At 62.4% G+C, this 24588-nt stretch carries 24 protein-coding genes; 19 read left to right on the top strand and 5 right to left on the bottom strand.

The window, feature by feature from the left end:
- Positions 1-234: 234 nt before the first annotated feature.
- A complete protein-coding gene (locus AC6IZO_RS13455) occupies positions 235-2451 on the bottom strand; it encodes a RelA/SpoT family protein (RefSeq protein ID WP_497805458.1) in 2217 nt (738 codons plus the stop codon).
- 208 nt (positions 2452-2659) lie between these two features.
- On the opposite strand from AC6IZO_RS13455, the gene AC6IZO_RS13460 reads away from it, so the two are divergent.
- The 4 genes from AC6IZO_RS13460 to AC6IZO_RS13475 all read left to right on the top strand — a co-directional run bounded on the left by AC6IZO_RS13460 (position 2660) and on the right by AC6IZO_RS13475 (position 6145).
- Positions 2660-3556, top strand: coding sequence for a TIGR01777 family oxidoreductase (locus AC6IZO_RS13460; protein WP_497805460.1), 897 nt, complete (start codon positions 2660-2662; stop codon positions 3554-3556).
- Between the two features lie 196 nt (positions 3557-3752).
- Complete coding sequence (locus tag AC6IZO_RS13465) at positions 3753-4292, top strand: MerR family transcriptional regulator (RefSeq protein WP_497805462.1); 540 nt, start codon at positions 3753-3755, stop codon at positions 4290-4292.
- 141 nt (positions 4293-4433) lie between these two features.
- Positions 4434-5465 (top strand): hypothetical protein, encoded by a 1032-nt coding sequence (locus AC6IZO_RS13470; RefSeq protein ID WP_497805464.1) that lies wholly within the window; start codon positions 4434-4436, stop codon positions 5463-5465.
- 104 nt (positions 5466-5569) lie between these two features.
- On the top strand, positions 5570-6145 hold the full coding sequence (locus tag AC6IZO_RS13475) for a hypothetical protein (RefSeq protein ID WP_497805466.1): 576 nt from the start codon (positions 5570-5572) through the stop codon (positions 6143-6145).
- Between the two features lie 3 nt (positions 6146-6148).
- Here the strand turns inward: AC6IZO_RS13475 and ybaK are convergent, their stop codons facing one another.
- Positions 6149-6631: a Cys-tRNA(Pro) deacylase gene (gene ybaK, locus AC6IZO_RS13480; protein WP_497805468.1), complete on the bottom strand. Its 483-nt coding sequence runs from the start codon at positions 6629-6631 to the stop codon at positions 6149-6151.
- A gap of 105 nt (positions 6632-6736) precedes the next feature.
- On the opposite strand from ybaK, the gene AC6IZO_RS13485 reads away from it, so the two are divergent.
- The 3 genes from AC6IZO_RS13485 (at position 6737) to AC6IZO_RS13495 (ending at position 8902) form a co-directional block, all read left to right on the top strand.
- Positions 6737-7114 (top strand): RidA family protein, encoded by a 378-nt coding sequence (locus AC6IZO_RS13485; RefSeq protein ID WP_497805470.1) that lies wholly within the window; start codon positions 6737-6739, stop codon positions 7112-7114.
- 78 nt (positions 7115-7192) lie between these two features.
- A complete protein-coding gene (locus AC6IZO_RS13490) occupies positions 7193-7705 on the top strand; it encodes a hypothetical protein (RefSeq protein ID WP_497805472.1) in 513 nt (170 codons plus the stop codon).
- A gap of 36 nt (positions 7706-7741) precedes the next feature.
- Entirely contained in the window at positions 7742-8902 is a 1161-nt protein-coding gene (locus AC6IZO_RS13495; RefSeq protein ID WP_497805474.1) for an energy transducer TonB, read from the top strand.
- Positions 8903-9074: 172 nt separating this feature from the next.
- On the opposite strand, the gene rpmB is transcribed toward AC6IZO_RS13495, so the two are convergent.
- Positions 9075-9269: a 50S ribosomal protein L28 gene (gene rpmB / locus AC6IZO_RS13500; RefSeq protein ID WP_497805476.1), complete on the bottom strand. Its 195-nt coding sequence runs from the start codon at positions 9267-9269 to the stop codon at positions 9075-9077.
- A gap of 373 nt (positions 9270-9642) precedes the next feature.
- On the opposite strand from rpmB, the gene AC6IZO_RS13505 reads away from it, so the two are divergent.
- The 9 genes from AC6IZO_RS13505 to AC6IZO_RS13545 all read left to right on the top strand — a co-directional run bounded on the left by AC6IZO_RS13505 (position 9643) and on the right by AC6IZO_RS13545 (position 18372).
- Complete coding sequence (locus AC6IZO_RS13505) at positions 9643-9852, top strand: hypothetical protein (protein ID WP_497805478.1); 210 nt, start codon at positions 9643-9645, stop codon at positions 9850-9852.
- Positions 9853-9998: 146 nt separating this feature from the next.
- A complete protein-coding gene (locus tag AC6IZO_RS13510; protein ID WP_497805480.1) occupies positions 9999-10415 on the top strand; it encodes a gamma-butyrobetaine hydroxylase-like domain-containing protein in 417 nt (138 codons plus the stop codon).
- A 15-nt stretch (positions 10416-10430) separates the two neighbouring features.
- Positions 10431-10973, top strand: a complete 543-nt coding sequence (locus AC6IZO_RS13515; protein WP_497805482.1) for a 3'-5' exonuclease — start codon at positions 10431-10433, stop codon at positions 10971-10973.
- Positions 10974-11217: 244 nt separating this feature from the next.
- A complete protein-coding gene (locus AC6IZO_RS13520; RefSeq protein ID WP_497805484.1) occupies positions 11218-13908 on the top strand; it encodes an ATP-dependent helicase in 2691 nt (896 codons plus the stop codon).
- A 40-nt stretch (positions 13909-13948) separates the two neighbouring features.
- Positions 13949-14101 carry a hypothetical protein gene (locus AC6IZO_RS13525; RefSeq protein WP_497805486.1) on the top strand — a complete coding sequence of 51 codons (153 nt, stop codon included), beginning with the start codon at positions 13949-13951 and terminating at the stop codon, positions 14099-14101.
- Between the two features lie 280 nt (positions 14102-14381).
- Positions 14382-16172: an amino acid permease gene (locus tag AC6IZO_RS13530; protein ID WP_497805488.1), complete on the top strand. Its 1791-nt coding sequence runs from the start codon at positions 14382-14384 to the stop codon at positions 16170-16172.
- A gap of 117 nt (positions 16173-16289) precedes the next feature.
- The gene (locus AC6IZO_RS13535) at positions 16290-16577 is read left to right on the top strand and encodes a hypothetical protein (protein WP_497805489.1); all 288 of its coding nucleotides are present in this window, start codon (positions 16290-16292) and stop codon (positions 16575-16577) included.
- A gap of 24 nt (positions 16578-16601) precedes the next feature.
- The gene (gene add, locus AC6IZO_RS13540; RefSeq protein ID WP_497805490.1) at positions 16602-17654 is read left to right on the top strand and encodes an adenosine deaminase; all 1053 of its coding nucleotides are present in this window, start codon (positions 16602-16604) and stop codon (positions 17652-17654) included.
- A gap of 4 nt (positions 17655-17658) precedes the next feature.
- Positions 17659-18372, top strand: a complete 714-nt coding sequence (locus tag AC6IZO_RS13545) for an aspartate/glutamate racemase family protein (RefSeq protein WP_497805492.1) — start codon at positions 17659-17661, stop codon at positions 18370-18372.
- A gap of 138 nt (positions 18373-18510) precedes the next feature.
- Here the strand turns inward: AC6IZO_RS13545 and AC6IZO_RS13550 are convergent, their stop codons facing one another.
- Both AC6IZO_RS13550 and AC6IZO_RS13555 read right to left on the bottom strand, forming a co-directional pair.
- Positions 18511-19248: a YIP1 family protein gene (locus tag AC6IZO_RS13550; RefSeq protein ID WP_497805494.1), complete on the bottom strand. Its 738-nt coding sequence runs from the start codon at positions 19246-19248 to the stop codon at positions 18511-18513.
- 146 nt (positions 19249-19394) lie between these two features.
- Positions 19395-20165 carry an ATP-binding cassette domain-containing protein gene (locus AC6IZO_RS13555; protein ID WP_497805496.1) on the bottom strand — a complete coding sequence of 257 codons (771 nt, stop codon included), beginning with the start codon at positions 20163-20165 and terminating at the stop codon, positions 19395-19397.
- Positions 20166-20432: 267 nt separating this feature from the next.
- Here AC6IZO_RS13555 and rpe point away from each other — a divergent pair, with 267 nt between their 5' ends.
- From rpe to AC6IZO_RS13570, 3 genes are all read left to right on the top strand, one after another.
- Complete coding sequence (gene rpe, locus AC6IZO_RS13560; protein WP_497805498.1) at positions 20433-21113, top strand: ribulose-phosphate 3-epimerase; 681 nt, start codon at positions 20433-20435, stop codon at positions 21111-21113.
- A gap of 25 nt (positions 21114-21138) precedes the next feature.
- Entirely contained in the window at positions 21139-22485 is a 1347-nt protein-coding gene (gene bamD, locus AC6IZO_RS13565; protein WP_497805500.1) for an outer membrane protein assembly factor BamD, read from the top strand.
- A gap of 170 nt (positions 22486-22655) precedes the next feature.
- Positions 22656-24338: a response regulator gene (locus tag AC6IZO_RS13570; RefSeq protein ID WP_497805502.1), complete on the top strand. Its 1683-nt coding sequence runs from the start codon at positions 22656-22658 to the stop codon at positions 24336-24338.
- The last annotated feature ends 250 nt before the right edge of the window (positions 24339-24588 follow it).

The raw sequence follows: 24588 nt of genomic DNA on the forward strand, positions 1-24588 counted from the left end.
CGGCGGGTTGCGCGCCGACGTGAAGGATCTCCGAACCCTGCGCTCTCCCTGTAGTACTTCAGGCTTTCTCTCCGCGCGCTTGATTGGCGTTACGAATCGAATCTCTTCGCCTAATTGTTAGGGAAAAGATATAGGGGTCCTTCGCTTCGCTCAGGATGACAGCTACGTGGAACGTATCCATGGCGAGACGCGCTCACTCTATCTCTGCAAACTGAAGATTCCGAAATCCAAGAATTAGTTGGCGAGCTTCTGCACGCGTTCGACGTCGCGCACGCCGGGGATTTTGCGGAGGCCGTTGATGATGCGGGTCAGGTGATTGAGGTCGTTGATCTCGATGGTGAGATCGATGGTGGCCATGCCATCGGTGCTGGTGCTGTTGATATTGCGGATATTGGTGTTGTCGTCGCCGATGATGGTGGTGATCTGCTTCAGCATGCCGGCGCGGTCGTCGGAGAAGACGGTAAGCCGTACCGGGTAGGAGGCTGCTCCACCCGCAATGCGCGGCTCGCTCGCGGTCCACTCCACGGCAATGCGCCGCTCCGGTTCGTACATCAGGTTCTGCACGTTCGGGCAGTTGATGGAGTGCACGGCCACGCCCTTGCCGCGCGTGACGTAGCCCACAATCTGCTCGCCGCGGATTGGGTTGCAACATCGCGCGCGGTAGACCAGCAGGTCGTCGTGGCCCTTCACCTGGATGGCCGCGCCCTTGTCCGTGCCGAAGACGCGCTTGACTACCGAGCTGATGACACCGGGCTTTTCCTCTTCGCCCGCAGCGGTGATGGACGGCGCCACCTTGCCCAGCACGGTCTTGGCCGAGTACTTGCCGTAGCCAAGGCTGGCCAGCAGGTCATCCACGCGCGCCATGCCGTACTCGGCGGCCACCTTCTGCAGGTCGGCGTCCTTGATGTCCTTGAGCGCGACGCGGTACTTGCGCGCCTCTTTTTCAATCAGCTTTTTGCCGATCTCGATGGCGCGCTCACGCTGGTGCACGTTCAGCCAGTGCTTGATCTTCTGCCGAGCGCGCGAACTCTTGGCGATAGCCAGCCAGTCGCGGCTGGGCGTGTGCCCGGTCTGCGTCAGAATTTCGATAATGTCGCCGGAGCGCAGCTTGTAGCGCAGCGGGACGATGCGTCCGTTGACTTTGGCGCCGATGCAGCTGTCGCCGACCTGCGAGTGAATGGTGTAGGCAAAATCAATGGGACTGGCGTCGCGGGGCAGGATGACGACCTTACCCTTCGGGGTAAAGGTGTAGACCTCTTCCGGGTAAAGGTCGATCTTGAGGGTCGAAAGGAATTCACCCGGATCGGCCATCTCGCGTTGCCACTCCACGACCTGCCGCAGCCAGCTCAGCCGCTGCTCATCGCGCGCGGAGATCGGCCCGTCCTTGTACTTCCAGTGCGCGGCAATGCCCTCTTCCGCCATCTTGTGCATCTCTTCGGTGCGGATCTGCACCTCGAAGGGATGGCCGTTCTCCGCAATGATGGTGGTGTGCAGAGACTGGTAGAGGTTGGGGCGGGGCATGGCGATGAAGTCCTTGATGCGCCCCGGCACCGGCCGCCATGCGTTGTGGATGATGCCGAGCACGGCGTAGCAATCGTTCACCGACTTGGTGATGACGCGCAGGGCCAGCAGGTCATACATCTGGTCGGCGTTGATCTTCTGCTTCAGAACCTTTTGATAGATGGAATAGAGCCGCTTGATGCGCGAGCTGACGTAGCCCTCAATGTGGTTCTCGCGCAGCTTCTGGCGGATGACCTCTTCCATCTGCGCCAGCAGGCGTTCGCCGTCCTTGCGGTTGCGCTCCACCTGCTCGGTAACCATGGCGTAGCCGACCGGATCGACATACGGGAAGGCCAGGTCCTCAAGTTCGCCGCGCATTTTGCCCATGCCGAGCCGGTGCGCGAGCGGCGCGTAAATCTCCAGGGTTTCCTTGGCGATCTTGAGCTGCCGCTCCTTGCTCAGGGGCTGGAGCGTGCGCATGTTGTGCAGGCGGTCGGCCAGCTTGATGAGCACCACGCGGATGTCATCAACCATTGCCAGCATCATCTTGCGGACGTTCTCGGCCTGCGCCTCTTCGCGGCTGGCGAAGTCGATCTTGCTGATCTTGGTGACGCCTTCGACGATGTGCGCCACCTGCGGCCCAAAGTTCTGCTCAATCTGCTCGATGGTGACCGAGGTGTCCTCAACCGAATCATGCAGCAGGCCGGCGGCAATGGCCGTCGTGTCCAGCTTCATTCCGGCCAGGATGATGGCCACTTCCAGCGGATGAATGACGTAGGGCTCGCCGGAATCGCGAAGCTGCCCGGCATGATGTTCCTGGGAATATTCGTAGGCGCGGCGGACCAGATCGAGGTCGTCGTTGGGGCGGTTCTCACGGACGAGCTTCTGCAGGTCACGGAACTTTGTGACCGTCAGCAGGTTGGTCGCGAGTTGTTCGCGGAAGCTCGCCATAGGCCATTATATGCGCCCTCTTTGCCGGTTCAGCAAATGGCCGGTCAAAAGGCGCTCAATCCCTCTCCGTTCCCCACAAGACCAGACTCCGTCCGCGGTTTTCCCTCCGGTTCAAAATCACTAGCCCGCCAACAGTGTGCGCAGAATCCGTGCCAATGGCCCCGGCATCTGCTACATTGTTCGCCCAAACGGGAGGCCTGGTTAATAGATGCGCGTACTCGTCAGTGGTAGCACGGGGTTGATTGGTTCGGCCTTGATGCCGGCGCTGGCCGAGGCCGGTCACACCGCCCATCGTCTGGTGCGCGGCCCCGCCGAGCACGCGGGAGACGTGCGCTGGCAGCCCGGCGCGATGCTCGACCCCGCATTATTGGCGGGTGTGGACGCCATCGTGCATCTGGCGGGCGTCAACGTGGGCTCGCGCTGGACCAAGGCCCGCAGGAAACAGATTCTTGCCAGCCGTGTTGAGGGCACACGCACGCTGGCTGATGCCGTGGCAGCCGCCACACGCGCCGGACAGAGCATCACGCTGGTTTCGGCCAGCGCCATCGGTTTTTACGGCAGCCGCGCCGACGAGTCGCTGACCGAGGAGAGTACGACCGGCACCGGCTTCCTCGCCGAGGTCTGCCGTGAGTGGGAGCATGCAGCCGACAGCGCCCGCCTGGCGGGCGCGCGCGTGGTGCATCCGCGAATCGGGCTGGTGCTGGCCAGCGAAGGCGGCGCGCTCGGAAAGATGTTGCCAGCCTTCCGCGCCGGAGTGGCCGGGCGCATGGGCAGCGGACGCCAGTACTGGAGCTGGATCACCCTGCGCGACGTGGTGGGCGCGCTGCTGCACATCCTCGCCACTCCCACCCTGCGCGGGCCGGTGAACCTTGTGGCGCCCATCCCGGTAACCAACGCGGAGTTCACCCACGCGCTGGCCCGCACCCTGCACCGCCCGGCGGTGGTGCCCATGCCGGCGGCCGCCATCCGGCTCGCCTTCGGGCAGATGGGCGTGGAGACCATCCTGGCCGGCCAGCGCGTCGCGCCCGTCAAGCTTGCCGCGTCGGGCTATCGCTTCCATGACGCCGAGCTGAAGGCCGCCCTCCGCGCGGTGCTCGGAGAGTAGCAGCGGAAAACCGACGGTCCGCGCACAGGACTTTTCATTTCGTCATTTCGTACTTTCATCATTTCGTACTTTTCCCAGTCACCCGGTCAGCGCGGTGAAAGATCGGCTCTCAAATTCGAAAATATTGAAATTCGACGATCCCCAAAAATCCCGTTGACCTGTCTATCGCGATAGGGTTCAAAGTAAGTGTTCTCCGATGCTGACCGTCACCCAACTCGCGCGCTGCTGCGGACTGAGCCGCAGCACCATCCTGTACTACGAGCGGCTGGGCCTGCTGAAGCCCGCACAGCGCACCGGCGCCAACTACCGCACCTACGGCGAGCAGCAACTGGCTCGCCTGCGGCAGATCTGCGCCTACCGCAACGCGGGGCTGGCGCTGGCCGACGTTCGATTGCTGCTTGATGGAAACAGGCTGGGCGCGCATCCAAACCACGCGGCGGAAATTCTGCAACGCCGCCTGCTGGAGCTGGATCGAGAGGTGACGGAGCTTCGCGAGCATCAACAGGCCATTCTGCGGCTGCTCAGCGCCAAGGGGGCCAACTGGAGAACAGAGATGATGACCAAAGACAAGTGGGTGTCCATCCTGCGCGCCGCCGGTTTCAGTGACGACGACATGCATCGCTGGCACCGCGAGTTCGAGCGCAACGCGCCCGATGACCACCAGCAGTTCCTCGAATACCTGCACATTTCCGCCGACGAGATCACGCGCATCCGCCACTGGAGTGCAGGAAAGTAGTTTGATTTTCAACATCCCCCGCTTCCGCTCTGCCGGGAGCGGGGCCTTTCTGCAACTTTTCCGCCTTTCGCGCGTTTAACTAGGCAGATAGAAGTTTCGGTTCCCCCTCGGCCGTAAAACATTTGGGCAAGAGAAACTGATTTGAACTGGACCTTCCAACGCGGGTTGTATGCGGTATTGTTTGCGCTTTTCGCGCTTGCGGGCGCGGCGCGCGCAGACGCCATCTACCTGCTGGCCGAGCCTTATGGCAGCTACGGCGGATGGAACCCGACCGGCCACGCCGCGGTCTATTTGACCAACGTCTGCACGGCCACGCCAACGCAACTGCGCCTGTGTCGTCCCGGTGAAACCGGCGTCGTCATCAGCCGCTACCATCGCGTGGCGGGCCTCGACTGGTTGGCCATTCCGCTGGTGCCGTACTTCTACGCCGTGGAGCGCGTGGAGGACATTCCGACCATAGCTTCCTCCGACGATGCCTGGCGCCTGCGCGACAAGTACCGCCACGCGCACTTGCAATCCATTGCGCCCGACACGCCCGACGGCTCGATTCCGCCCGGCGACTGGTACCAGCTTGTCGGCGCCAGCTATCTGCGCACGTTCTACGGCTTCCGCGTGGCCACCACCCTCGAACAGGACGAGGCGCTGATTGCGCGCTACAACGACCAGCGCAACCGCACGCGCTACAGCCTCTTCCTGAACAACTGTGCCGACTTCGCCGCCGACGTCATAAATTTCTACGAGCCGCGATCGGTGCGTGCCAGCAAGCTCGGCGACCTTGGCGTGATGACGCCGAAGCAGGCCGCAAAGTCCCTGGTGAAGTATGCGAAGAAGCACCCCGAGGTGGGGCTGGAGGTCTTCAAGATTCCGCAGGTGCCCGGCACCACGCCAAGCAAGCCGACGCGCGGCATCATGGAGGGCCTGCTGAAGTCGAAGCGCTACGCGCTGCCGCTGACCGTGATTCAACCCTGGGTGGGCGGCACGGTGGCCGTCGCCTACTTCACCGGCGGACGCTTCAACCCGCGTCCCAAGGCCGAGGTGCTGGATATCGCCGCCGTGGTGAACCGGCAGTCGGTCACCGAGGAAATGCCTGAATCCGGCGGAACGCTCAGCGCCGGAGCGCGTGCCGGCCGCTCCGCCTTCGACCACGTGGCCGAGCACCAGGCCGCGCAATAGGCCCGCGCAAAATCCCCAAGCAACCTTCTTCCTACACCCACTCGTAACCCTATCGGATGAGATTTCATTCGTCAGTTGCAGATGCGACCGCTAGAATTTGCGGCATGAATGCCCGGGCAGTTTTGTTCTCCGTCGGCCGCATTTCTTTGGCGGTCATCTTGATCGTCGGAATTGCACTTGGCGGCTTTGTATGGAATGAACTCGACTGGTACCCACTCAATGCTTTCGCCTGGCATCTGCGCCACGGGAATCAAGTAACAGTGGGAGAGTTCCGCGTGCCGGTTTCCTTTTGGGTGCGCCCGGAGCACCGCTACGGCCCCAACGAAGTAAGCATTGACCTTCTGCCTGGGCGATTGCGCTCCGGCTCAGTCAGCTTTGAGGTCGGAAGGACCGATCCTTCTGGGAAGGAATATCTTCAAGCACTTCAGTTGAAAGCTTCTTCCCCCGATAAACGAATCGCAATGATAGCCAGCGACTATTTGCGAATGCCGAAGAGGGTTGTCAACATCGGCGGTCAATCGAGCCTCTGTATCGATGAATACTTTGGGGTGAAATGCATGCCTCTGGACACCCGCAACGGGCTGCGGGCTGCGGGAGAGTTCTTCTTCTCTAAGGAGGAGAACACGTTGGCCTTTTACCAGTTACTTTCGCGTGTCACACGCGAGACACATCATTCTTAAACTTTACTTCTGCTTTTCCCGCGCGATCTCGGCCATGGTGGCATTGGTGGCCTTCACGTAGTCGTCGGGGGCGATGATGATCTGCATGCCGCGCATGCCGGCTGAGACTGAAATCGTCTCCCACAGGATGGCGGTCTCGTCGAGCACCACCGGGTAATCCTTCTTGGCGCCCATGGCGGTGACGCCGCCGCGTATGTAGCCGGTGACGTGCTGCACGTCCTTCAGCGGCACCATGTCCATCTTGCGGTCGCCGGTGATTTTGGCCAGCGCCTTGAAGTCCAGCTCGTAGCTGCCGGGAATGACGGCAAAGCAGATGCCGTTGCGGTCGCCTTCGACGGCGAGGGTCTTGAAGATCTGCTCGGCGGGCATGCCGACCTTTGCGGCCACGGTTTCCGCCGCCAGATCGTTGGGGTCCACCGGGTACTCCAGCGTCTTGTACTGGATGCCGAGCGAGTCGAGAATGCGGCAGGCGTTCGTCTTGCTCATGCGGATATTCTAGTGCGAATGCGGGCGCTCTGGCTCCCGCGCACAGGTTGTGCCCCGCGCACCGCTCCACTATCATCGGCTCTACACAAAAAGGAGAATGCTTTCATGTCCAAAGTGATTGCCACGGATAACGCTCCCAAGGCCATTGGGCCGTACTCGCAGGCCATTCGCGCCAACGGCTTCCTCTTCCTCAGCGGACAAACGCCGACCGACCCGGCGACGCAGCAGTTTGTCCCCGGTGGCGTGGCCGAGCAGACCGAGCAGGTGCTCAAGAACCTGGACGCCGTGCTGAAGACCGCCGGTTCCGACCTCTCCAAGGTTGTGCGCTGCGGCGTCTTCCTCAAGGACATGAACGACTTTGCGGCCATGAACGCCGTCTACGCCAAGTTCTTCCCCGCCGAGCCGCCCGCGCGCAGCACGGTTGAGGTGGCGCGGCTGCCGAAGGATTGTCTGGTCGAAATCGACGTCATCGCCACGGAGTAAGCCACGACGCGCCCACTCCGCTTCCGCGCCGAGCCCCGCCTGAGCTGGCTGGCGACGCTGTGCGCCCTCGGCGCCGTGGTGGGCGCGCTCTCCACCCTCAAAGACCCTATCTTCGGGCTGGCCGTGCTGCTGCCCTGCGCGCTGTTTCTGGCGGTGCGGGCGCAGCGCCGCCGCGCCTTGGGGCAACTGCTGGCCTCCGCCGAATTTCATCAGGTCATTACCGACCACGGCGACCACCTGCGTGTGGCCGTCGCCTTGAAGCTCGCTCCCATTGAGCCCTTCCGCCTGCGACGCTGGCGGCTGGAGCTTGTCTACACAGATTTGGAACACGTCCCCTACGTGGAAGATATCGCCGTGCTCGGCGAAGAAGGCCCGCTAGACGAGCCGCTGAACTTTGACTCCGAGGTGGCGCTGGCCGGGATGCTGGTCGTCCCGCAGACTTGGCTGGAGCATGCGCAGAGCGTGCTGGTGGGCAACGCCGAGGTTGGCTGGCTGGTGCGCGTGCGGCTCGACTTCAGCCCCATCGACGCCTGGACCGGCCAGACCGAGTCCGTCCCCGACCCGCGCCAGTGGGTCAGCACAATTCAGTGAAACTTCATTCCCTTCCTTTTGGCAACGGTTGTAGCCTTGTCTAAATTCCTGTCTACGGAAAGGATACCTGTGAAGTTACGCGCGATCTTCTTGAGCTTGGGCGTTCTTCTGCTTGCTTCCAGCCTCTTCGGTCAATCTTCTTCCGCCCAGCATAAGGACGTTGTCATCTCTCCGGCGGTGCAACCGGCAACGGTGATCACCATCCCCCCGCATCCCGGAGTCCGATTTCAGCCATTAAAAGGACATATCTCCGGTAAGCCCGTAGATTTTGATAATTGGCTTGCTGAGGTTCGCTCGAAGAACGGAATCCCGACGGAGGAGACCCGGCCCTGGCACATCGTGGTTTCCTATGATCAGTTTGATGAGGACGGCGACAACTTCAACAGCGGCGTGTACGAAGAGTTTTACGCCGGGCCAAAGAATTACCGGCGAAGCTATACCAGCGGAACTCTGAAACAGACCGACATTGCGGACGGCCATCAACTCTACCGCGCGGGGGATCAGCGCTGGCTCACGGAACACTCTGCGGAGATTTCTGTTCGTAACCGCGTCATCCTGCCCTTCACTGCGGCTGCGAAATTCAGCGCCCGGTGGGAGCCACGAACCCGGGAGAACGCTTTTGGAAGCAACACTCTCTCCTGTGTTCTCTTTGAGGTAGCTCCGAGTTCCAGTGGTGGTTCGCCGGTTGTGATGAACCCGCCACTTCAGTATTGCTTTGAGCCCGGGACCTCGATGTTACGCTACGCGGAGGACGCTTGGGCCGACCAGGTTTCGTACAACGACCCGTTCACCTTTGAGGGGCGCAGCATAGCCCGCACAATCACCGCCTTCCGGGGCGGCAAACTGCAACTCCGGCTTCACGTCGACCGCCTGGAAGCGATGCCGGATGACAGTTCGCTCTTCGTGCCGCCCCAAGATGCCATTCTCATCGGCGACCGGATTGTTGCTCCCATGACTACGCCGTTGACGCGTTCGTTCCCTCGCCTGCCGGATTCATTGCGTGGGAAGCGTTTCAAAATCGACCTTGTTCTTGTCATTGGCAAGGACGGCCATGTGAAGTCTGCGACCGCCAGTGGTGAACCCAAGGAAGCTCACAAAGCCTGCGAGGAAGCGGCCCGTCAATGGGTCTTCGCACCATTCCTCGTACTCGGTAATCCGGTTGAGGTTGAGACTAAGACTAGCATTCAGTTCAACTGAGGGCGGCACACGCGAAAAGGCCTCCGCCGTAGCGGAGGCCTCTTCGACTTTAGGGAGAAATTGAATGGACTACGCCCGCTGAATGCAGGTCACCCTGCGTTTGCTGCATGCAGGCTCGGCGAAATGTTAGCTAAGCTCTGGAGCAACACCGGGGTGCCCACGCGGGGCGGAACTACGCCTTGGTGACCTTGCCGGCGCGGATGCAGCTGGTGCAGACGCGAATCTTCTTCGCGTTCGGGCTGCCCTCAACCTTGGCCTTCACCGGCTGCAGGTTGACGTTCCAACGACGACGGGTGACGTTGTGCGCGTGCGAGACGTTATTGCCGAACTGCGGACCCTTGCCGCAGATATCACAAACCTGTGCCATGGCACTGACTCCAAATTTTCTGGAACCGCAAGGGCTTTCAGCCGATGCCCGACCTGATGGCCTCATCTGTGCGGGGCGGCATGCAAACGAAACGCGGAACCTGGAATGAACTAATTTCTCGGCCTGCGGCAGTGCTCTCGAGGGCGCTGCCGGAACCCTTACGCGAAGGCACACAAATGCCAACAGCCGGGTTCAGCCAACGATTGATGATAACCGAAGCCTGTGGATTTCGGCAACCCGGCGGCAAAAAACCCTGCCGTTCACAATCGGGAACTCCCCCTCCATACGACTCTCGCCAACCGCCGCCGGCCGGGTGTAAGCTGTGCCACGGTAGCGCGCCGGGCAGGCGGTGCTTGCGAGTAGGAGGTCCCCCATGTCTTCCTGTGAACGGCTGGATCAGTGTCCGTTTTTTGCCGGTAAGATGGTAAACATGCCGGCAGTCTCCAACCTTCTGAAGGATACTTATTGCCTGGACGACAAGTCCCATTGCGCCCGCTATATCCTCATTAATTCCGGCAAGATGCCGCCCGGCGACCTGTTCCCAAACGATGTGGAGCGGGCGAGAGAGTTGCTAACCAAATAGTAAATTCTATCAACGTTCATTCAGCGAGCACCACGGTCTGAACTCACAGGCCGTGCGCAGCCGTGCCCGATGGCCTTGCCTGCTTCTGAAAGTCTGGCTGCAGCTTCCCATCGCTGGACTGCCTGCACCCGATTTATACTTCCGGCATGTCATCCGCTACTGACCCGAAATCGATCAAGATTCATAAGTCCACCGGCGCCGGCGTGGATATTGAGTGGAAGGATGGGCACCAGACCCATCTGGAGTTCCCCTTCCTGCGCGACGCCTGCCCCTGCGCCCTCTGCAATGAAGAACGCGAAAAGAGCGGCCGCCAGCCGGGCGAGCCCGCCAAGCCCAAGCCGGGCGCTCTGCCCATGTTCACGCCCATTGCGCGCCCCACGGAAATTGAGCCGATGGGCAACTACGCGGTGCGCTTCGTCTGGAATGACGGCCACAAGCACGGCGTCTACACCTGGACGTACTTCCGCGAGCTGTGCCAGTGCGCCGAGTGCAAGGCCCTGCGCGACTCCACCGCCGGGCTGGAAGAGGACATTGCCGCCCACCAGACAAAGAAGCCGAACTAACGGCGGGGAGCTGAGTTGGATTTCATAGCCCTGGACGTAGAGACGGCGAACTCGCAGGTGAGTTCGATCTGCCAGATCGGTCTGGCGTATTTTCGAGACGGCGAGCTGGTGGAGACCTTCTCTTCGCTGGTTCACCAGCGCTACTTCAGCCAGTTCAACATTGGTGTTCACGGCATTACGCCCGAAGCGGTGCGCAACGCGCCGCGCTGGGCGGAGGTGTGGCAGCAACTGGCGCCGCGCCTACACGGGGCGGCCATTGTCTCGCACACCTACTTTGACCGCGGCAGCATCAACGGCGCGTGCACGGAGCTTTGGGGCGGGCTGAACGGCTGCGACCTCTCGCGCTGGTTCGATAGCTGCCAGATTTCACGCCGCGTATGGCCCGAGCTTCCCAACCACAAGCTGCACACCGTGGCCCACCATCTCGGCATTCACTTCCAGCACCACGACGCGCTGGAAGACGCGCGCGCCTGCGGCCTCATCTACTGGGCCGGCGTGCAGAGCGGCAAGCTGAGCGCGCCGCCGGAGAAGAAGCCCCGCCGCATCGCGCTGCCGTAGCGCGGCTCCAAACAGTCCGCGCAATTCGCTGGTCTCAATCAGAGGGCTTTCCTCAAGGGCTGAAGCCCCCGGAATTGCCAGGCTTTGACGGCAGGGCTAAAGCCCTGCCCTGACACAAGGCAATTCGCCTTCTGCCGCCGTCTCCCCACCCTGCATACACCGTGCTAAACCTGATACCCTGAAACCAGCGGGCAACGCGCGCGGCCGTGGTGGCCGCCTGACGCTTCGCCTGAGACTTTTTCCTATGGAATTCCTGGCAAAACTCAATCCCCAGCAGCGGGAGGCGGTGGAGACCGTCAACGGACCGGTGCTGATTCTGGCCGGAGCGGGCTCGGGCAAAACGCGTGTCATCACCTACCGCATTGCGAACCTGATCTTGCGCGAAAAGGTCGACCCCGAATCAATCCTTGCCGTCACTTTTACTAATAAAGCGGCGACGGAGATGGCTGCGCGCGTCTCAGAGATTCTGCGCCTTCCGACAAACCCTGATCGGGAATCGGGACTCAAGATGAGGCGGCCCACCATCGCCACCTTCCACTCGTTCTGTGTGCGCATGCTGCGGCGTGACATTGAGGCCCTGCGCGTCAACGGCCACGGCTATACCCGGGACTTCGTCATCTACGACGAGGCCGACCAGCAGATGCTGGTGAAGGCCGCGCTGCGCCGCCTTGGCCTGGACGACAAGAAGCTGACGCCGCGCTCCATCCTCTCCTACATCTCTTCGGCCAAGAACCGCATGATGGACCCGCAGGACGTGTACCTGAACTCCGGCGACCCAAAGACGGAGAAGATTGCGCAGATCTATCAGATTTACAAGCAGGAGCTGGCCAAGGCCAACGCGCTCGACTTCGACGACCTGCTGCTGGAGACGGTCCGGCTGCTGAAGTCCGACTCGAAGACGCGCGAGAAGTATCAGCGCAAGTATCACTACCTGCTGGTGGACGAATATCAGGACACGAACCGCCCGCAGTACGAGATCATGCGCGCGCTCAGCGGGCTGCGGCATAACGTCTGCGCCGTCGGCGATGAGGACCAGTCGATTTACAGCTGGCGCGGCGCCGACATCCACAACATTCTCGACTTTGAGCAGCACTTTCCCGAGGCAAAGATCATCCGCCTGGAGCAGAACTACCGCTCCACGCAGCCGATTCTGCAGGCAGCCAGCGCCGTGGTCGGGCACAACGTCCACCGCAAGGGCAAGAACCTGTGGACCGCGCGCGACGGCGGCGCCAAGATCGGCTACTACGAGGCGCCCGACGGCGAGAACGAGGCGCTGTTTGCCGCCGAAACCATCTCGAAATACCAGCAACGCTGCGCGCAGGAGGGCAAGGAGAACAAGTCCGCCATCCTCTACCGCACCAATTCGCAGTCGCGCCTGCTGGAAGAGGCACTGCGCCGCTACGGGCTGAAGTACAACGTGGTCGGCGGTTTCAGCTTCTACGAGCGCGCGGAGATCAAGGACATGATCTCCTACCTGAAGCTGGTGCTGAACACCGAGGATTCGGTCGCCCTGCAGCGGGTCATCAACACTCCGACGCGCGGCATTGGCAAAACCACGATGGAGACCGTGGAGCGCATCGCGCTCGAAACCGGCCGCTCCATCTGGGGCGCCATCGAAGAGGTGCTCGAACGCAAGCTGCTCTCGGCACGCGCGCTCTATGCGCTGCAGCAGTTCCGCGACCTGATTCTGGACGCCCGCGCCATGCTTGACGGCACTTACGCTGAGCGCATGGCTGCCTCCGCCGAAGAGAACGCGCCGGAGACGAAGGCCGCAAAGAAGATTGTGAAAGAAGCACCGCCTGCGGCGATTGCGCTGCCTGAGCCGGAACCTGCGCCCGCACCGGAAGAGAGCGCGCAGCACGGCTTCGACTTTGGCGACCTTCAGGAGCTGGAAGCCGGAGCCACCGAAGTCAGCGACAACGACCTCGACTTCAACCCCGAGGAGTTCGCCACCAGCGGCGCGGGCGGCGACACGGACTTTTCGCCCGAGGCGATGGAAGTGGATGCAGCGGAGATTCCGCTGGAGCCGCCGCAGGAGGCGGTCTTCACCTCCGACCTGCTGAAGTTCCTCTTTGACCGCACCGGCTACCTGCGCCAGCTTGAGGCGGAGGACTCGCCCGAAGCGCAGGCGCGCATTGAAAACCTGAAGGAACTGCTGAACGCCGCGATGGATTCGCGCGACCGCGGTGAGAGCGTCGGCGAGTTTCTGGACCACGCCGCGCTGGTAAGCGACACCGACAAGTTCGACGAGGCGCAGCAGATCACGCTGATGACGCTGCACGCCGCCAAGGGCCTGGAGTTTCCGCTGGTGGTGCTGGTGGGCATGGAAGAAGGTCTGTTCCCGCACTCGCGCACGCTGATGAATCCCGATGAAATTGAGGAGGAGCGCCGCCTGTGCTACGTGGGCATGACCCGCGCCATGGACACCCTGGTGCTGACGCGCGCGCACTACCGCCGCCGCTACGGGACCGAGTCGGCCGAGCCTTCGACGCCCTCGCGCTTCCTGGAAGAAATTCCTCCGGCGCTGATCGAGGACATGGGCAGCCCGCAACGCAGCACGGGCGAATACGGCACCTCGACGCACTACGACTACGAGAACGAGGACCAGTCGCGCACCTATGACGGCTACCCCCGCAGTTCGTACAGTGCCAAATCGCGCGGTGGATACAAGGGCCCCAGCTATAACTCCATCGACAATATTGCGGAGTTTTTTGCCTCGCGCGGCAAGCAGTTCACCCGCCCCAACGTGGAGCCGGAAGCCCCCTCGGGCAAGCGCGGATTGCGCAAGGGCGACCGCGTGAAGCACCCCAAATATGGCGAAGGTGTTGTCTACCTGCGCGAAGGGGATGGGGAAGATGCGAAGATTACGGTACAATTTGCAAGATACGGTCTGAAGAAGCTGGTGGCGAAGTACGCGCAGCTTGAGAAGGCGTAGCCACCGGCTGCGAGCCGGAGAAATTTTGGAAGGAACACGAATGGCAAACACAAAGGCACTGCCCAAGGAAGAACGCAAAGCAGCGAAGCGCACGGCACGCAAGAAGGCCGCACCCAAGGCCAAGCGCACCGAGCCTCGCGGCAGCATGAAGAGCAAGGTGAAGAAGGCCGTCCGCGGCCAGTCCAAGCGTTAAGCGCCGGGGCACGCCTCGCCTGCCGCACGCGGCAGCGCGGCATCGTCCGGCGGCATGGCGTTCTGGCAACAACTCAATACGGGCGCGGTCCATGGAGTTTCTCCATCGGAATCCGCGCCCGTTGCTGTATATTCCCCATTAGCACAGTTTCAAAGAGGATGGAGTCTGCCGGTTCGGGCCGGACACACACCGCCCGGTCGCGCTGCTGATTGCCTTCTCGGCGAAACAACCCAAGCAGCACGCGTGGGACCGCACACTCTCAGAACGACATGCACAGACCGTGACCGCCTGCGGCGGCAGGGACCGTCGTTCACCTAGGAGCACGAAGCTGGCCAGCCAATTACTTGCGCGCAAGTCCATCGACAAGCTCATCTCGGAAGCCGAGAACCCCGAACATCGGTTAAGCAAGACACTGGGGCCCTGGTCGCTGACCGCGCTCGGCATCGGCGCCATTATCGGCTCGGGCATCTTTGTCCTGACCGGAACGGCCGCCGCCGGTGAGTTCTTCTCCGCGGAAAACCTGCTGCACGCGCAGGTGCTGGACCTATTAACGAACTTTATGCGCGACGGCAACCTGCACAACGTGCTCATGCACGGCAGGCCTCCGGCAGGGCCGGGCATCGCGCTCTCGTTCATCCTGGTGGCGCTGGCCTGTTCGTTCGCCGGTCTCTGTTACGCGGAGCTGGCATCGATGATCCCCATCGCCGGTTCCGCCTACACGTACTCTTACGCCACGCTCGGCGAAATCTTCGCCTGGATCATCGGCTGGGACCTCATCCTCGAATACGCGGTCAGTAACGTTGCCGTCTGCGTCAGCTTCTCCGGATACCTCAAAGCACAGCTCGCACAATTTGGCGTTGATCTCCCCGACAAATGGTCTTCGCCGGTCTGGGCCGGCGGACATTGGACGGGCGCTTACTTCAACGTGCCTGCCTTCCTCGTGGTGATGTTGCTGAGCTGGCTGCTGGTGAAGGGCGTGCGCGAATCCGCCAAGACCAACAACATCATGGTGCTGGTGAAGATCGCGGCCATCGTGCTGTTCCTGGTGGTGGGCGGAACCTTTGTGCGCGGCGCCAACTTCCATCCGTTCCTGCCTTCGGGCGTGGGCGGCGTAATCACCGGCGGCGCCATCATCTTCTTCACCTATATCGGCTTTGATTCCGTCTCCACCGCCGCCGAAGAGGCCAAGAACCCGCAGCGCGACATTCCGCTCGGCATCATCGCCTCGCTGATCGTTTGCACCATCCTTTACGTGGGCGTGGCCCTGGTGCTGCTCGGCATGATGCCCTATCCGCTCTTCCGCTCGGGCACGCAGGTGGTGCAGGTGCAGCTTGACCGCCCGGTGGCCGGCTTTGGCGAGCAGGTGAAGGCCATCGACAAGATCGGCTACGTCAGCGAGCAGCAGGGCAACCTGTACCGCGTGGTCTATGACGGCAACTCCGACACCGCAAAAGAGGCGCTGGCCAAAATGACGCAGGTGGCCGCCGCCGGTGGCGCCGCTGTCCGCCACAGCTCCGTGGATAGCGCCGCCGAGGCCCCCGTGGCCTACGCGCTGGCCGCGCTCGGCGCCAACCGCTGGCTGCAGGCCGTGGTCATCATCGGCGCCATGATGGGCATGCTCAGCTCGCTGCTGGTCTTCCAGTACGGGCAAACGCGCATCTGGTTTGCCATGTCGCGCGACGGGTTGCTGCCCAAATTCTTCTCCGCCGTGCACCACACGCACCAGACGCCGCACTGGTCCACCTGGATTGCTGGCATCGTCGTGGGCCTGCCCTCGGGGCTTGTCGATATTGGCGACGCCGCAGATCTTTCGAACATCGGCACGCTGTTCGCCTTCGTGCTCGTCTCGCTCGGCGTCATCTTCCTGCGCCATACGCAGCCGGAGCGTCCGCGCGGCTTCCGTGTGCCGCTGGTGCCGCTGTTCCCGCTCATCGCCGTGGTGCTCTGCGGCGGCCTGATGACGGGCCTGACGGTGATCACCTGGGTGCGCTTCTTTGCCTGGCTGTTCCTCGGCCTGTTCGTCTACTACTTCTTCAGCCGCAAGCACAGCGAGTTCGCACGCACGAAATAGGGAGCAGCGGAGGATATGGACTTCAAGGGAAGTACGCCGAGCGAAGCGTGTGAGCAACTCTTGATGTACCTCGGGACACTCGAAAAGCAAAAATAGGACCTTCCGCTTGAATACTCGGTGCATGTCAACGGGAAAGCCCTCACGTACCTGAAGCGGAAGATTTCTTCTTCCGGTTGTTTCGGCTCCGGGCACATTAAAACTTCATGTTCGGTGTTCAAGCTGCGATTGGTGCGCGACGAGGAAGGCTGGTTTCGTTGGCAGCGAATTCCCGCGCAAGCAGGCATTCTTGGTCGCATGGTTGCTCTGCGTGATGCGCATTGGTTTCCGCTGCTTTCCACGACCCTGGATGAAGCGCTGACTGCCGGAGCCGCCAAGCAGGAACGCAAGGTTCTCGAGATGAGGTAACCGCAGTTGTGGTGAAATATCCGGGTGACCGACGAAACGCTGGATTTTCTTCGCCGCCTGCCCAAGGCCGAACTGCACCTGCATCTGGAGGGCTCGGTTTCTCCGCGCACGCTCTCCGAGCTTTCCGCCAAGTACTCCACACCGATTGAGACCTCCAACGCCAAGTACCGCAACGTGGAGGGCTCGGCGCGCTTTCTGAGTGAGGACGACGTTCGCGCGCTCTACGAGTACAAGGACTTCACCGGCTTTCTGATGGCCTTCAAGGCGGTGACCGAGCGACTGCGCGCACCGGAGGATTACGAGTTCATCACCTACCGGCTTTGCGAGGAGCTGGCCGCACAGAGCGTGCGCCACGCCGAGGTCTACCTCTCGGTGGGCGTGCTGTTCTTCCGCGGACAGGCGTTTGACCCGCTGTTTGAGGGCCTGGAACGCGGCCGCCAGCGCGGCGAGCAGGAGTTCGGCGTCTCGCTCTACTGGATTCCCGACGCGGTGCGGCAGTTCGGTGCCGAGGCCGCGATGAAGGTGGTGGAGAAGGCAATTGAGTTGCGCGGGCGCAACGTCATTGGCTTTGGCATTGGCGGCGACGAGCGCAAGGGGCCGCCCGAATGGTTCACCGAAGTCTATGCCCGTGCCAAGCAGGCGGGCCTTCGCCTGACATGCCATGCCGGCGAGACCACAGGCCCGGAGACGATCCGCGCCACGCTCGACCTGCTGCACTCCGAGAGGCTCGGCCACGCGCTCTCTCTGGCGCAGGATGAGGCGCTGCTGGCGCGCTGCGTGCGCGAGCAAGTTCCGCTGGAAATCTGCCTGACCAGCAACGTGCGCACGGGCTGCTGTGCGCGGCTGGAGGAGCATCCGCTGCGGCGCTTGTTCGACGCCGGGGCTGTTGTCACATTGAATACCGACGACCCGGCGATGTTTGAAACCAGCTTGTTGCGCGAATATCAGTTGGCGCAAGATGTCTTTGGGTTCAGCCGCGAAGAGCTGCGGCAGTTGGCTGCGAACTCCGTGCGCGCGTCGTTCCTGCCCGCGGAATACAAGCAGGCGTTGCTCACGGAAATTGCGGCGGTGATTTGACGCAATGCATATAGGGATTGTCGCTTGCAGCGCAGAGGGCGCTGCGCTTTGCTATCGCACCATCTGCACGGAAGGCGCCGCCATCATGGGCCGCCACGCGCACCCGGAGATTTCTCTTCACACGCACCCGCTCTCCAAGTACATGGAGTTCATCCGCCGCAACCAGTGGGAGGGCGTGGTGGAACTGATGCTGGATTCGGCAAAGAAGCTGGAAAGCTGTGGCGCCGAACTGCTCATCTCTCCGGACAACACCATCCACCAGGTCTTTGACGAGGTGCAGAAGCGCTCGCGCCTGCCATGGCTGCACATTGCGCGGGAAGTGGCGCACGAGGCCGCCGAGCGCGGCTTCCACAAGCTGGCCGTGCTGGGCACGCGCTTCCTCATGGAAGGCCCCGTCTACGCCGAGACCTTGAAGCAGTTCGGCATGGAGATGGCCATCCCCTCGCCGCTTGACCGCGGCCGCGTCGACCAGATCATCTTCGACGAGTTGGTGTACGGCGTGCTGCGCTCGGAATCGCAGGAGGCTTACCGGCTCATTATCGAGCGGCTGAAGTCGGAAGGCTGCGAGGCCGTGGTGCTGGGCTGCACGGAGATTCCTCTGCTGATTACGCCCGAGCGCTCGCCGCTGCCCACGCTGGATTCCACGCGCATTCTGGCGCGCGCCGCCCTGCGCAAAGCCACCGAAGGCATGGTGCCAGTGGAAGAGCAGAGCGCGTAGCGCCGCTGTGTTTGGAGCGGTTCGTATCCCGCTCTAGCCTCGCGGCGTTCGCGAATCCTGAAGCTTCTGGAATTACGGAAAAGACAAAAGCCCCGGAACACTCCGGGGCTTTGCTCTTCCTGTTGGAACGATGCGCGCTTATACCATGCCGCTCAGCTTCAACAACATGGTGAGAAGAAACATGGTCACGAACGCTGGCGTCCACTTGACCTTGCTGTTGCGGCTGATGCCAATGGCGATCACCGCAAGCATCCAGATGGTGAAGATGTCGAAGGCCGACGCAAAGCGGTAGAGGTACTTGCTCGCCGGATCGACAAGCGCCCCGAGGTTGGATGCCACGGGGTTCTTGATGTTGAACGCATCCGGCTCGGTCAGGTACATGGTGACGACCGCCAGGAGGGCCTTCACGCAGGAGATCAGGGTAGCGTAGAAATAGATGGCCATGGCCTGGGCAAAACGCAGTTGTGCTCCAAAGCCGAAATTGAAGATGCCCAGTAGAACTCCGGCAACGATGGCGCCAGCCACCAGGCCCGTGACCGGCGTGGCGTAGGCAAGCCCTTTGCCGACAGCGACCGACATGCCGACAATTTTGTCGCGCTGCTCGGGAGGCATCTTGTCGAGCTTTTCGGCCGCGGCCGGGTCGGCGCGCATCTGGGTTTCAATCGCCGTCTCCCAGGTAACGCGCTGGCCAATGGCCAACACAAAGCACAGGCTGATGATGGCGGTGACCAGCCACGGCACCCACCAACTGCTGTTGCGTGCAATGTCTTCCATGGTGCGCGAAGGCGCAAAGAACGTGGAGCTAAGGCGGTCGAACTCGCTCATACCCTGTGGCTCGGGAGCCATCGGCGGCGGTGCAATTTCAGGAGTGCTCATGCAATTCCTCGGAATGAAATTAGCGGGAGTGTAGCACGCACGCTTGATTGCGCACGGGTAATATTCGTGGAACTTCTCCGGCAGGAATCAGCGCGCGGTAACGATGGATGGATGAGACGGAGACCTGCCCAAAAACCCGTGTCGTTCTATGCCCGCAGCACGGGCGTGGCGGCCATCAGCGCCTGCGTGTAGGGATGCGCGGGATGCGAGCAGATCTGCTCGGCCGCGCCGACTTCAAGAATGCGCCCCTTCTGCATCACGGCGATGCGCGTGGCCAGGTAGCGCACCACGGGCATGGAGTGCGAGATGAACAGGTAGGTCAGCGAGAAGTCGCGCTGAAGCTGACGCAGCAGGTTGATGATCTGCGCTCCCACGCTGACGTCGAGCGCCGAGACCGGCTCGTCGGCGACGATGAAGCGTGGCCGCAGCGCGAGGGCCCTGGCAATGCCGATGCGCTGGCGCTGGCCTCCGCTGAATTCGTGCGGATACCGCGCCAGGGCCGAGCCATCAAGCCCGACCGCACGCAGCAATTCCGCCGAGCGCGTGTGCAGCTCGGCCCGCGTGAGTTTCCGGCCATCCTCGCCGTGGATGACCAGCGGCTCGGCGATCACCTGCTCGACGGTGAAGCGTGGGTCGAGCGAGCCGAACGGGTCCTGAAAAATGATCTGCATGTCGCGGCGGGCATGGCGCAGCTCGCGCGCGGGGAGCGTGGTCAGCTCGCGGCCGTCAAAGCGTATGCTCCCGCCGGTTGGCTCAATCAGCCGCAGCAGCAGCCGCCCCAGCGTGCTCTTGCCGCTGCCGCTTTCGCCCACCAGCCCAAGCGTCTCGCCCGGCTCAATGGAGAGCGAAACGTCATCGACGGCACGCGTTCCTCCGTCGTAGACCTTCACCAGATGTTCGGCTTCCAGCAGCGGCATGTTAGGAGACTACGTTTGCCGGCCGGGAAATTCAACGGCACGCGGCGCGGAAGCGGGTCGGAATACCTCTCCTTCAGCTTCGGGAGAGGCTCGGCGGAACTGTGAAATGCAAATTCAGAGGCCCGCGCTGCCGGCAACTGGCTTCTGTTTCATGGCCCTCCGGGCGGAGGTATCGGCGAACGGCTCCAACCAGCTCGCTTTTGAGGCATTTGCAGGGGGGCGCGTGCTAGAATCGGGCAGGATTTCCTCAGGCTGAGAGAACCGGTTTTGATCGAAATTGCGCCTTCCATTTTGTCCGCTGACTTTGCCCGCCTGGCCGAGCAGGTGCTGCCTGCCATCGAGGCCGGGGCGACGGTGCTGCATGTTGACGTCATGGACGGACACTTCGTCCCGAACCTGACCATCGGCCCGCCGGTCGTGAAGTCTCTGAACAAGGCCGTGCAGGGCCGTGTGCCGCTCGACGTTCACCTGATGATCGAGCAGCCTGACCTGTACATTCCGGCCTTTGCCGAGGCGGGCGCGAACTGGATTTCCGTGCACCAGGAAGCCTGCGTGCATCTGCACCGCACGCTGTCGCTCATCAAGTCCCACGGAGCGCTGGCGGGCGTGGTGCTGAACCCGGCAACGCCGGTTGATGTGCTGACCGACGTGCTCGACATGCTGGATTTTGTGCTCATCATGTCGGTGAACCCGGGCTTTGGCGGGCAGAAGTTCATTCCCCGCTCGCTCGACAAGCTCCGCCGGCTGGTGACGCTGCGCGAGGAGCGCCATTTGAACTTCCGCATTGAGGTTGATGGCGGCGTTGCCATGGACACCATTGCGGAGATCGTGCGCGCCGGGGCCGAGGTCCTGGTGGCGGGCAACGCGGTCTTTGGCCGCGGAGACATCCGCCAGAACGTGCAGCAACTGTTGGCAGCCGCGCAGTCGGCCACTTTGCAGAGGGCGTAAGGCCGCTGCTTCGGAAAAGGTCTTCATGAATCAGATTACGAATCCAGGTCTGGTGCGCATGCCGCGCATGCTGCGTCGCACTGCGGTGGTGCTGGTGGCGGGCGTTGCCCTGCTGGCCGGCGTCGGCTGCACAAACCACAAGGTCAAGAACCCGATCGCCCACGTCGACTCCAAGCAGCCCGACAAGGTGCTCTATGACCGCGCCATGAAGGCCATGCGCGAGCGCAAGTATGACGTGGCCCGCCTGACGCTCCAAACGCTGATCAACACCTACCCGGATTCCGAGTTCGTGGCCCGCGCCAAGCTGTCGGTCGGCGACTCCTGGTACGCCGAAGGCGGCTCCACCGCGCTGGCCCAGGCCGAAAGCGAATACCGCGACTTCATCACCTTCTTCCCCAACATGGCGGAAGCGGCCGAAGCGCAGTTGAAGATCGCCGACATCCATTACCAGCAGATTGAAAAGGCTGACCGCGACTACACGCACGCCAAGCGCGCCGAAGACGAATACCGCACCATGCTGACGCAGTACCCCGACAGCAAGCTGGCGGAAAAAGCCCGCCTGCGTCTGCTGGAGGTGCAGGAAGTGCTGGCCGAACGCGAGTACCGCATCGGGCGCTTCTACTACCTGCGCGGCTCGTGGATGGCGGCCAACGCCCGCCTGAAGACCCTGACCGACACCTACCCGCTCTACAGCAAGGCCGACGAAGCGCTCTACATGCTGGGCCAGTGCCACGAGCGGCAGATGGATCTGCTGCGTGAGAGCAAGGCTCCCGACAGCCTGAAGCAGAAGCTGGTAAAGAAGTACTCCGACGAAGCGGCGGAAGCCTACTCGAAGATTGTGACCCGCTATCCGGCGATGCCGCGCTACAACGACGCACGCGCACGCCTGGCCGCGCTCGAGCGCCAGGTGCCGCAGCCGACTCCGGAAGCCGTCGAGTTGAACAAGCGCGAACTGGCCAGCCGTGGCACCACCAGCCGTTGGGGCCGCGTGAAGCTGAACCTTGTGCGCCACCCGGACTTTGCCCCGGCGACCAAGGTCGGCGAGCCGCAGTTGACGGACCCGCCGCGGACCGATGCTTCCGCGCTCGTCCGTGGCGTCAACGAGGCCGTGAAGGCTGATATGGAAGGACGAAGCGGCGGCACGGGCAGCGTGAAAGCTGAGCAGGTTACCGGCAACGAGCCTCCCAAGATACAGGCTCCGCCGCGCTCGGATACCAACCAGGCCGCCAACGACGAAAAGCCTGCAGAGGCTCCGGAGCAGATCAATGAAGCCTCCGGCCACAAGACGGACGACGTCGGCGCCAAGCCTGCCAAAAAGGACAAGGAAGCTTCCACCAGCAAGAAGAAGAAAAAGAAGCTGGTGATTTTCTAGAGCACTCTTTCCGGTTTCACCCACCCCGCCTGTTACAGGCGGGGGTTTTGTTTGTGACCAGAAACGCACCATCGGGCCATTGTCTGGAGACTGTCCCTTCGCCACGTTGACCTTACGCGGCGAACGCGTTAACGTTCCAGCATTAAACTCCCCAGAAGGGTGCGTACACATTGGCGCTGCGAGTCCTGTTAGCTGACGACAGCATGACCGCCCAGAATATGGGCCGCAAGATTCTTGCCGACGCGGGCTTTGACGTTACGGCGGTAAGCAATGGGGCCGCCGCCATGAAGAAGTTCGCCGAGGTCCGCCCCGACATCCTCATCCTGGATATCTACATGCCCGGATACAACGGGTTGGAGGTGTGCGAGCGCGTCCGGGCGACCGACAAGGCAATCCCCGTGCTGCTCACCGTGGGCAAGCTGGAGCCTTACGACCAGCAGGATGGCGACCGCGTTCAGGCCTCCGGCGTCATCGTGAAGCCGTTCGAAGCTACCGACCTGATCAACACGGTGCGGAAGCTCGCTGAGCACCACGAAACCGCGCCCACCCCGGCGGTCGCCCCGGTTGCCCCGGAAGTTGCTCCTGCCGTTGCGGTTGCCGCCGCGCCGGAACCTCCGGCACCTGCGGCCCCGGCTGAAATTTCTGAGGAAGACATGGCGTTCCTGCTCCAGGGACAGCCCGCTGCACCGGAGCCAGCCGCCCACGGAAGCCAGGTTGATTACTACTCGCACCAGGAACCGGAGATGGTGGAGACCTCTCAGGCTTCCGCTGCTGCGGAACCCCCGGCGGCGCAGCCCGCAATTCCGGTTATGGATATTGGCGAACTGCCGCCCCTGACCGATGACGATTTCGCCATGCTCTCCCAGGGGGTGGAAGCAGCACCTCCGGCCGAACTAACTCCGGCACCAGCCCCTGAGCCGGAAACCGCCGCAATACCGGCGGTGGACTCCGAGCTGCCAGTCTTCAATCTGGCACCGGCGGCTGACACCCCCATACCCGGCCTGACAGACCGCAATGTGCCGACTCCGGCGGTGCCTCTCTCCTGGGGTGCCGAACCGGCTCCGGCAGAAGAGGCCGCTGCGGCGGAAACCGTTGCGCCCGAGCCGCTGGCAGAGCTGGAACTGCCCGCCATTCCCATGCCCACGGTTGAGACTCCTGCCGCCGAAGTTGCCCCGGCAATGGACCCTCTGCTTGACCTTTCCACACAAGTCGAGTTGCCAGCGGAACCGGAGCCTGCCGCTGAGGAACCCGCGCCCCCGGCGATGGCCGCCTCTGAGATGCCAGCCTTTGAGCCCTCCGAAAGCCCAATCTTCGACCTCGAGCTTCCGGAGACGCCCGTGACCCCGGAACCTATGCCATCGGCTCTTGAGGCCGCAGCAGAAATTCCGCTGGCGGTTCCCGAATTTCAGCCGAACTCGGAGATCAGCCCTCTTGAGGATGCCTCGCCAGAGCCGCTGGTGATCGGCGAAATCCCTGCCGAGCACTTCGAGACCGTCGAGGTCCCCAGAATGGTTGCGCCGGACCCGGCGCTGGCCTCCGGACATGAGTTCATCGCCGCAACGCCGGAAATTCTGGAGCGCGTGCGCGATGCGGAGAACATTGTCCCCGAGCAGATTCCGTCGAGCGATGTCACGCTGGAGCCGCTGGAGAACAACGGCGAGACCACGCCGGAGTTTCTGGAGCCGCTGGAGCTGAACGAGCACCCTGTGGCGTCTGCCGCCCCGGTTGAGGCCGCTACGCCCTTGTCGGTGGACTCCACTATGGTCGCCAACATCGTCAACGCGGTCTTTGAGCGCTACAAGGCGCAGATCATCTCGGACATTGTGCGCGAACTGGCCGAGCGCCAGCGGTAGCAGAGCGCACGCTCATCCATTCCGGCCCGGTGGCACACGCTGCCGGGCCGTTCTGCATGTAGCTTCCTCAGGGGCTGAAGCCCCGCGTTTCGTGGTGCCGCGATTCACCGGGCTGAAGCCCGGTGCTACCCGGGAGCTTTGCTGGTTGGCGACGGGTACGCCACGGGTGTGCAGCTCAGCCTTTGCTCTGCCCGTGGCGGGTACGCGAGGGAGACACCCTCGCTCCGGCCACGGCCGTCCGGTGCTAAAC

This window comes from Oryzophilus luti (genome assembly GCF_059726245.1).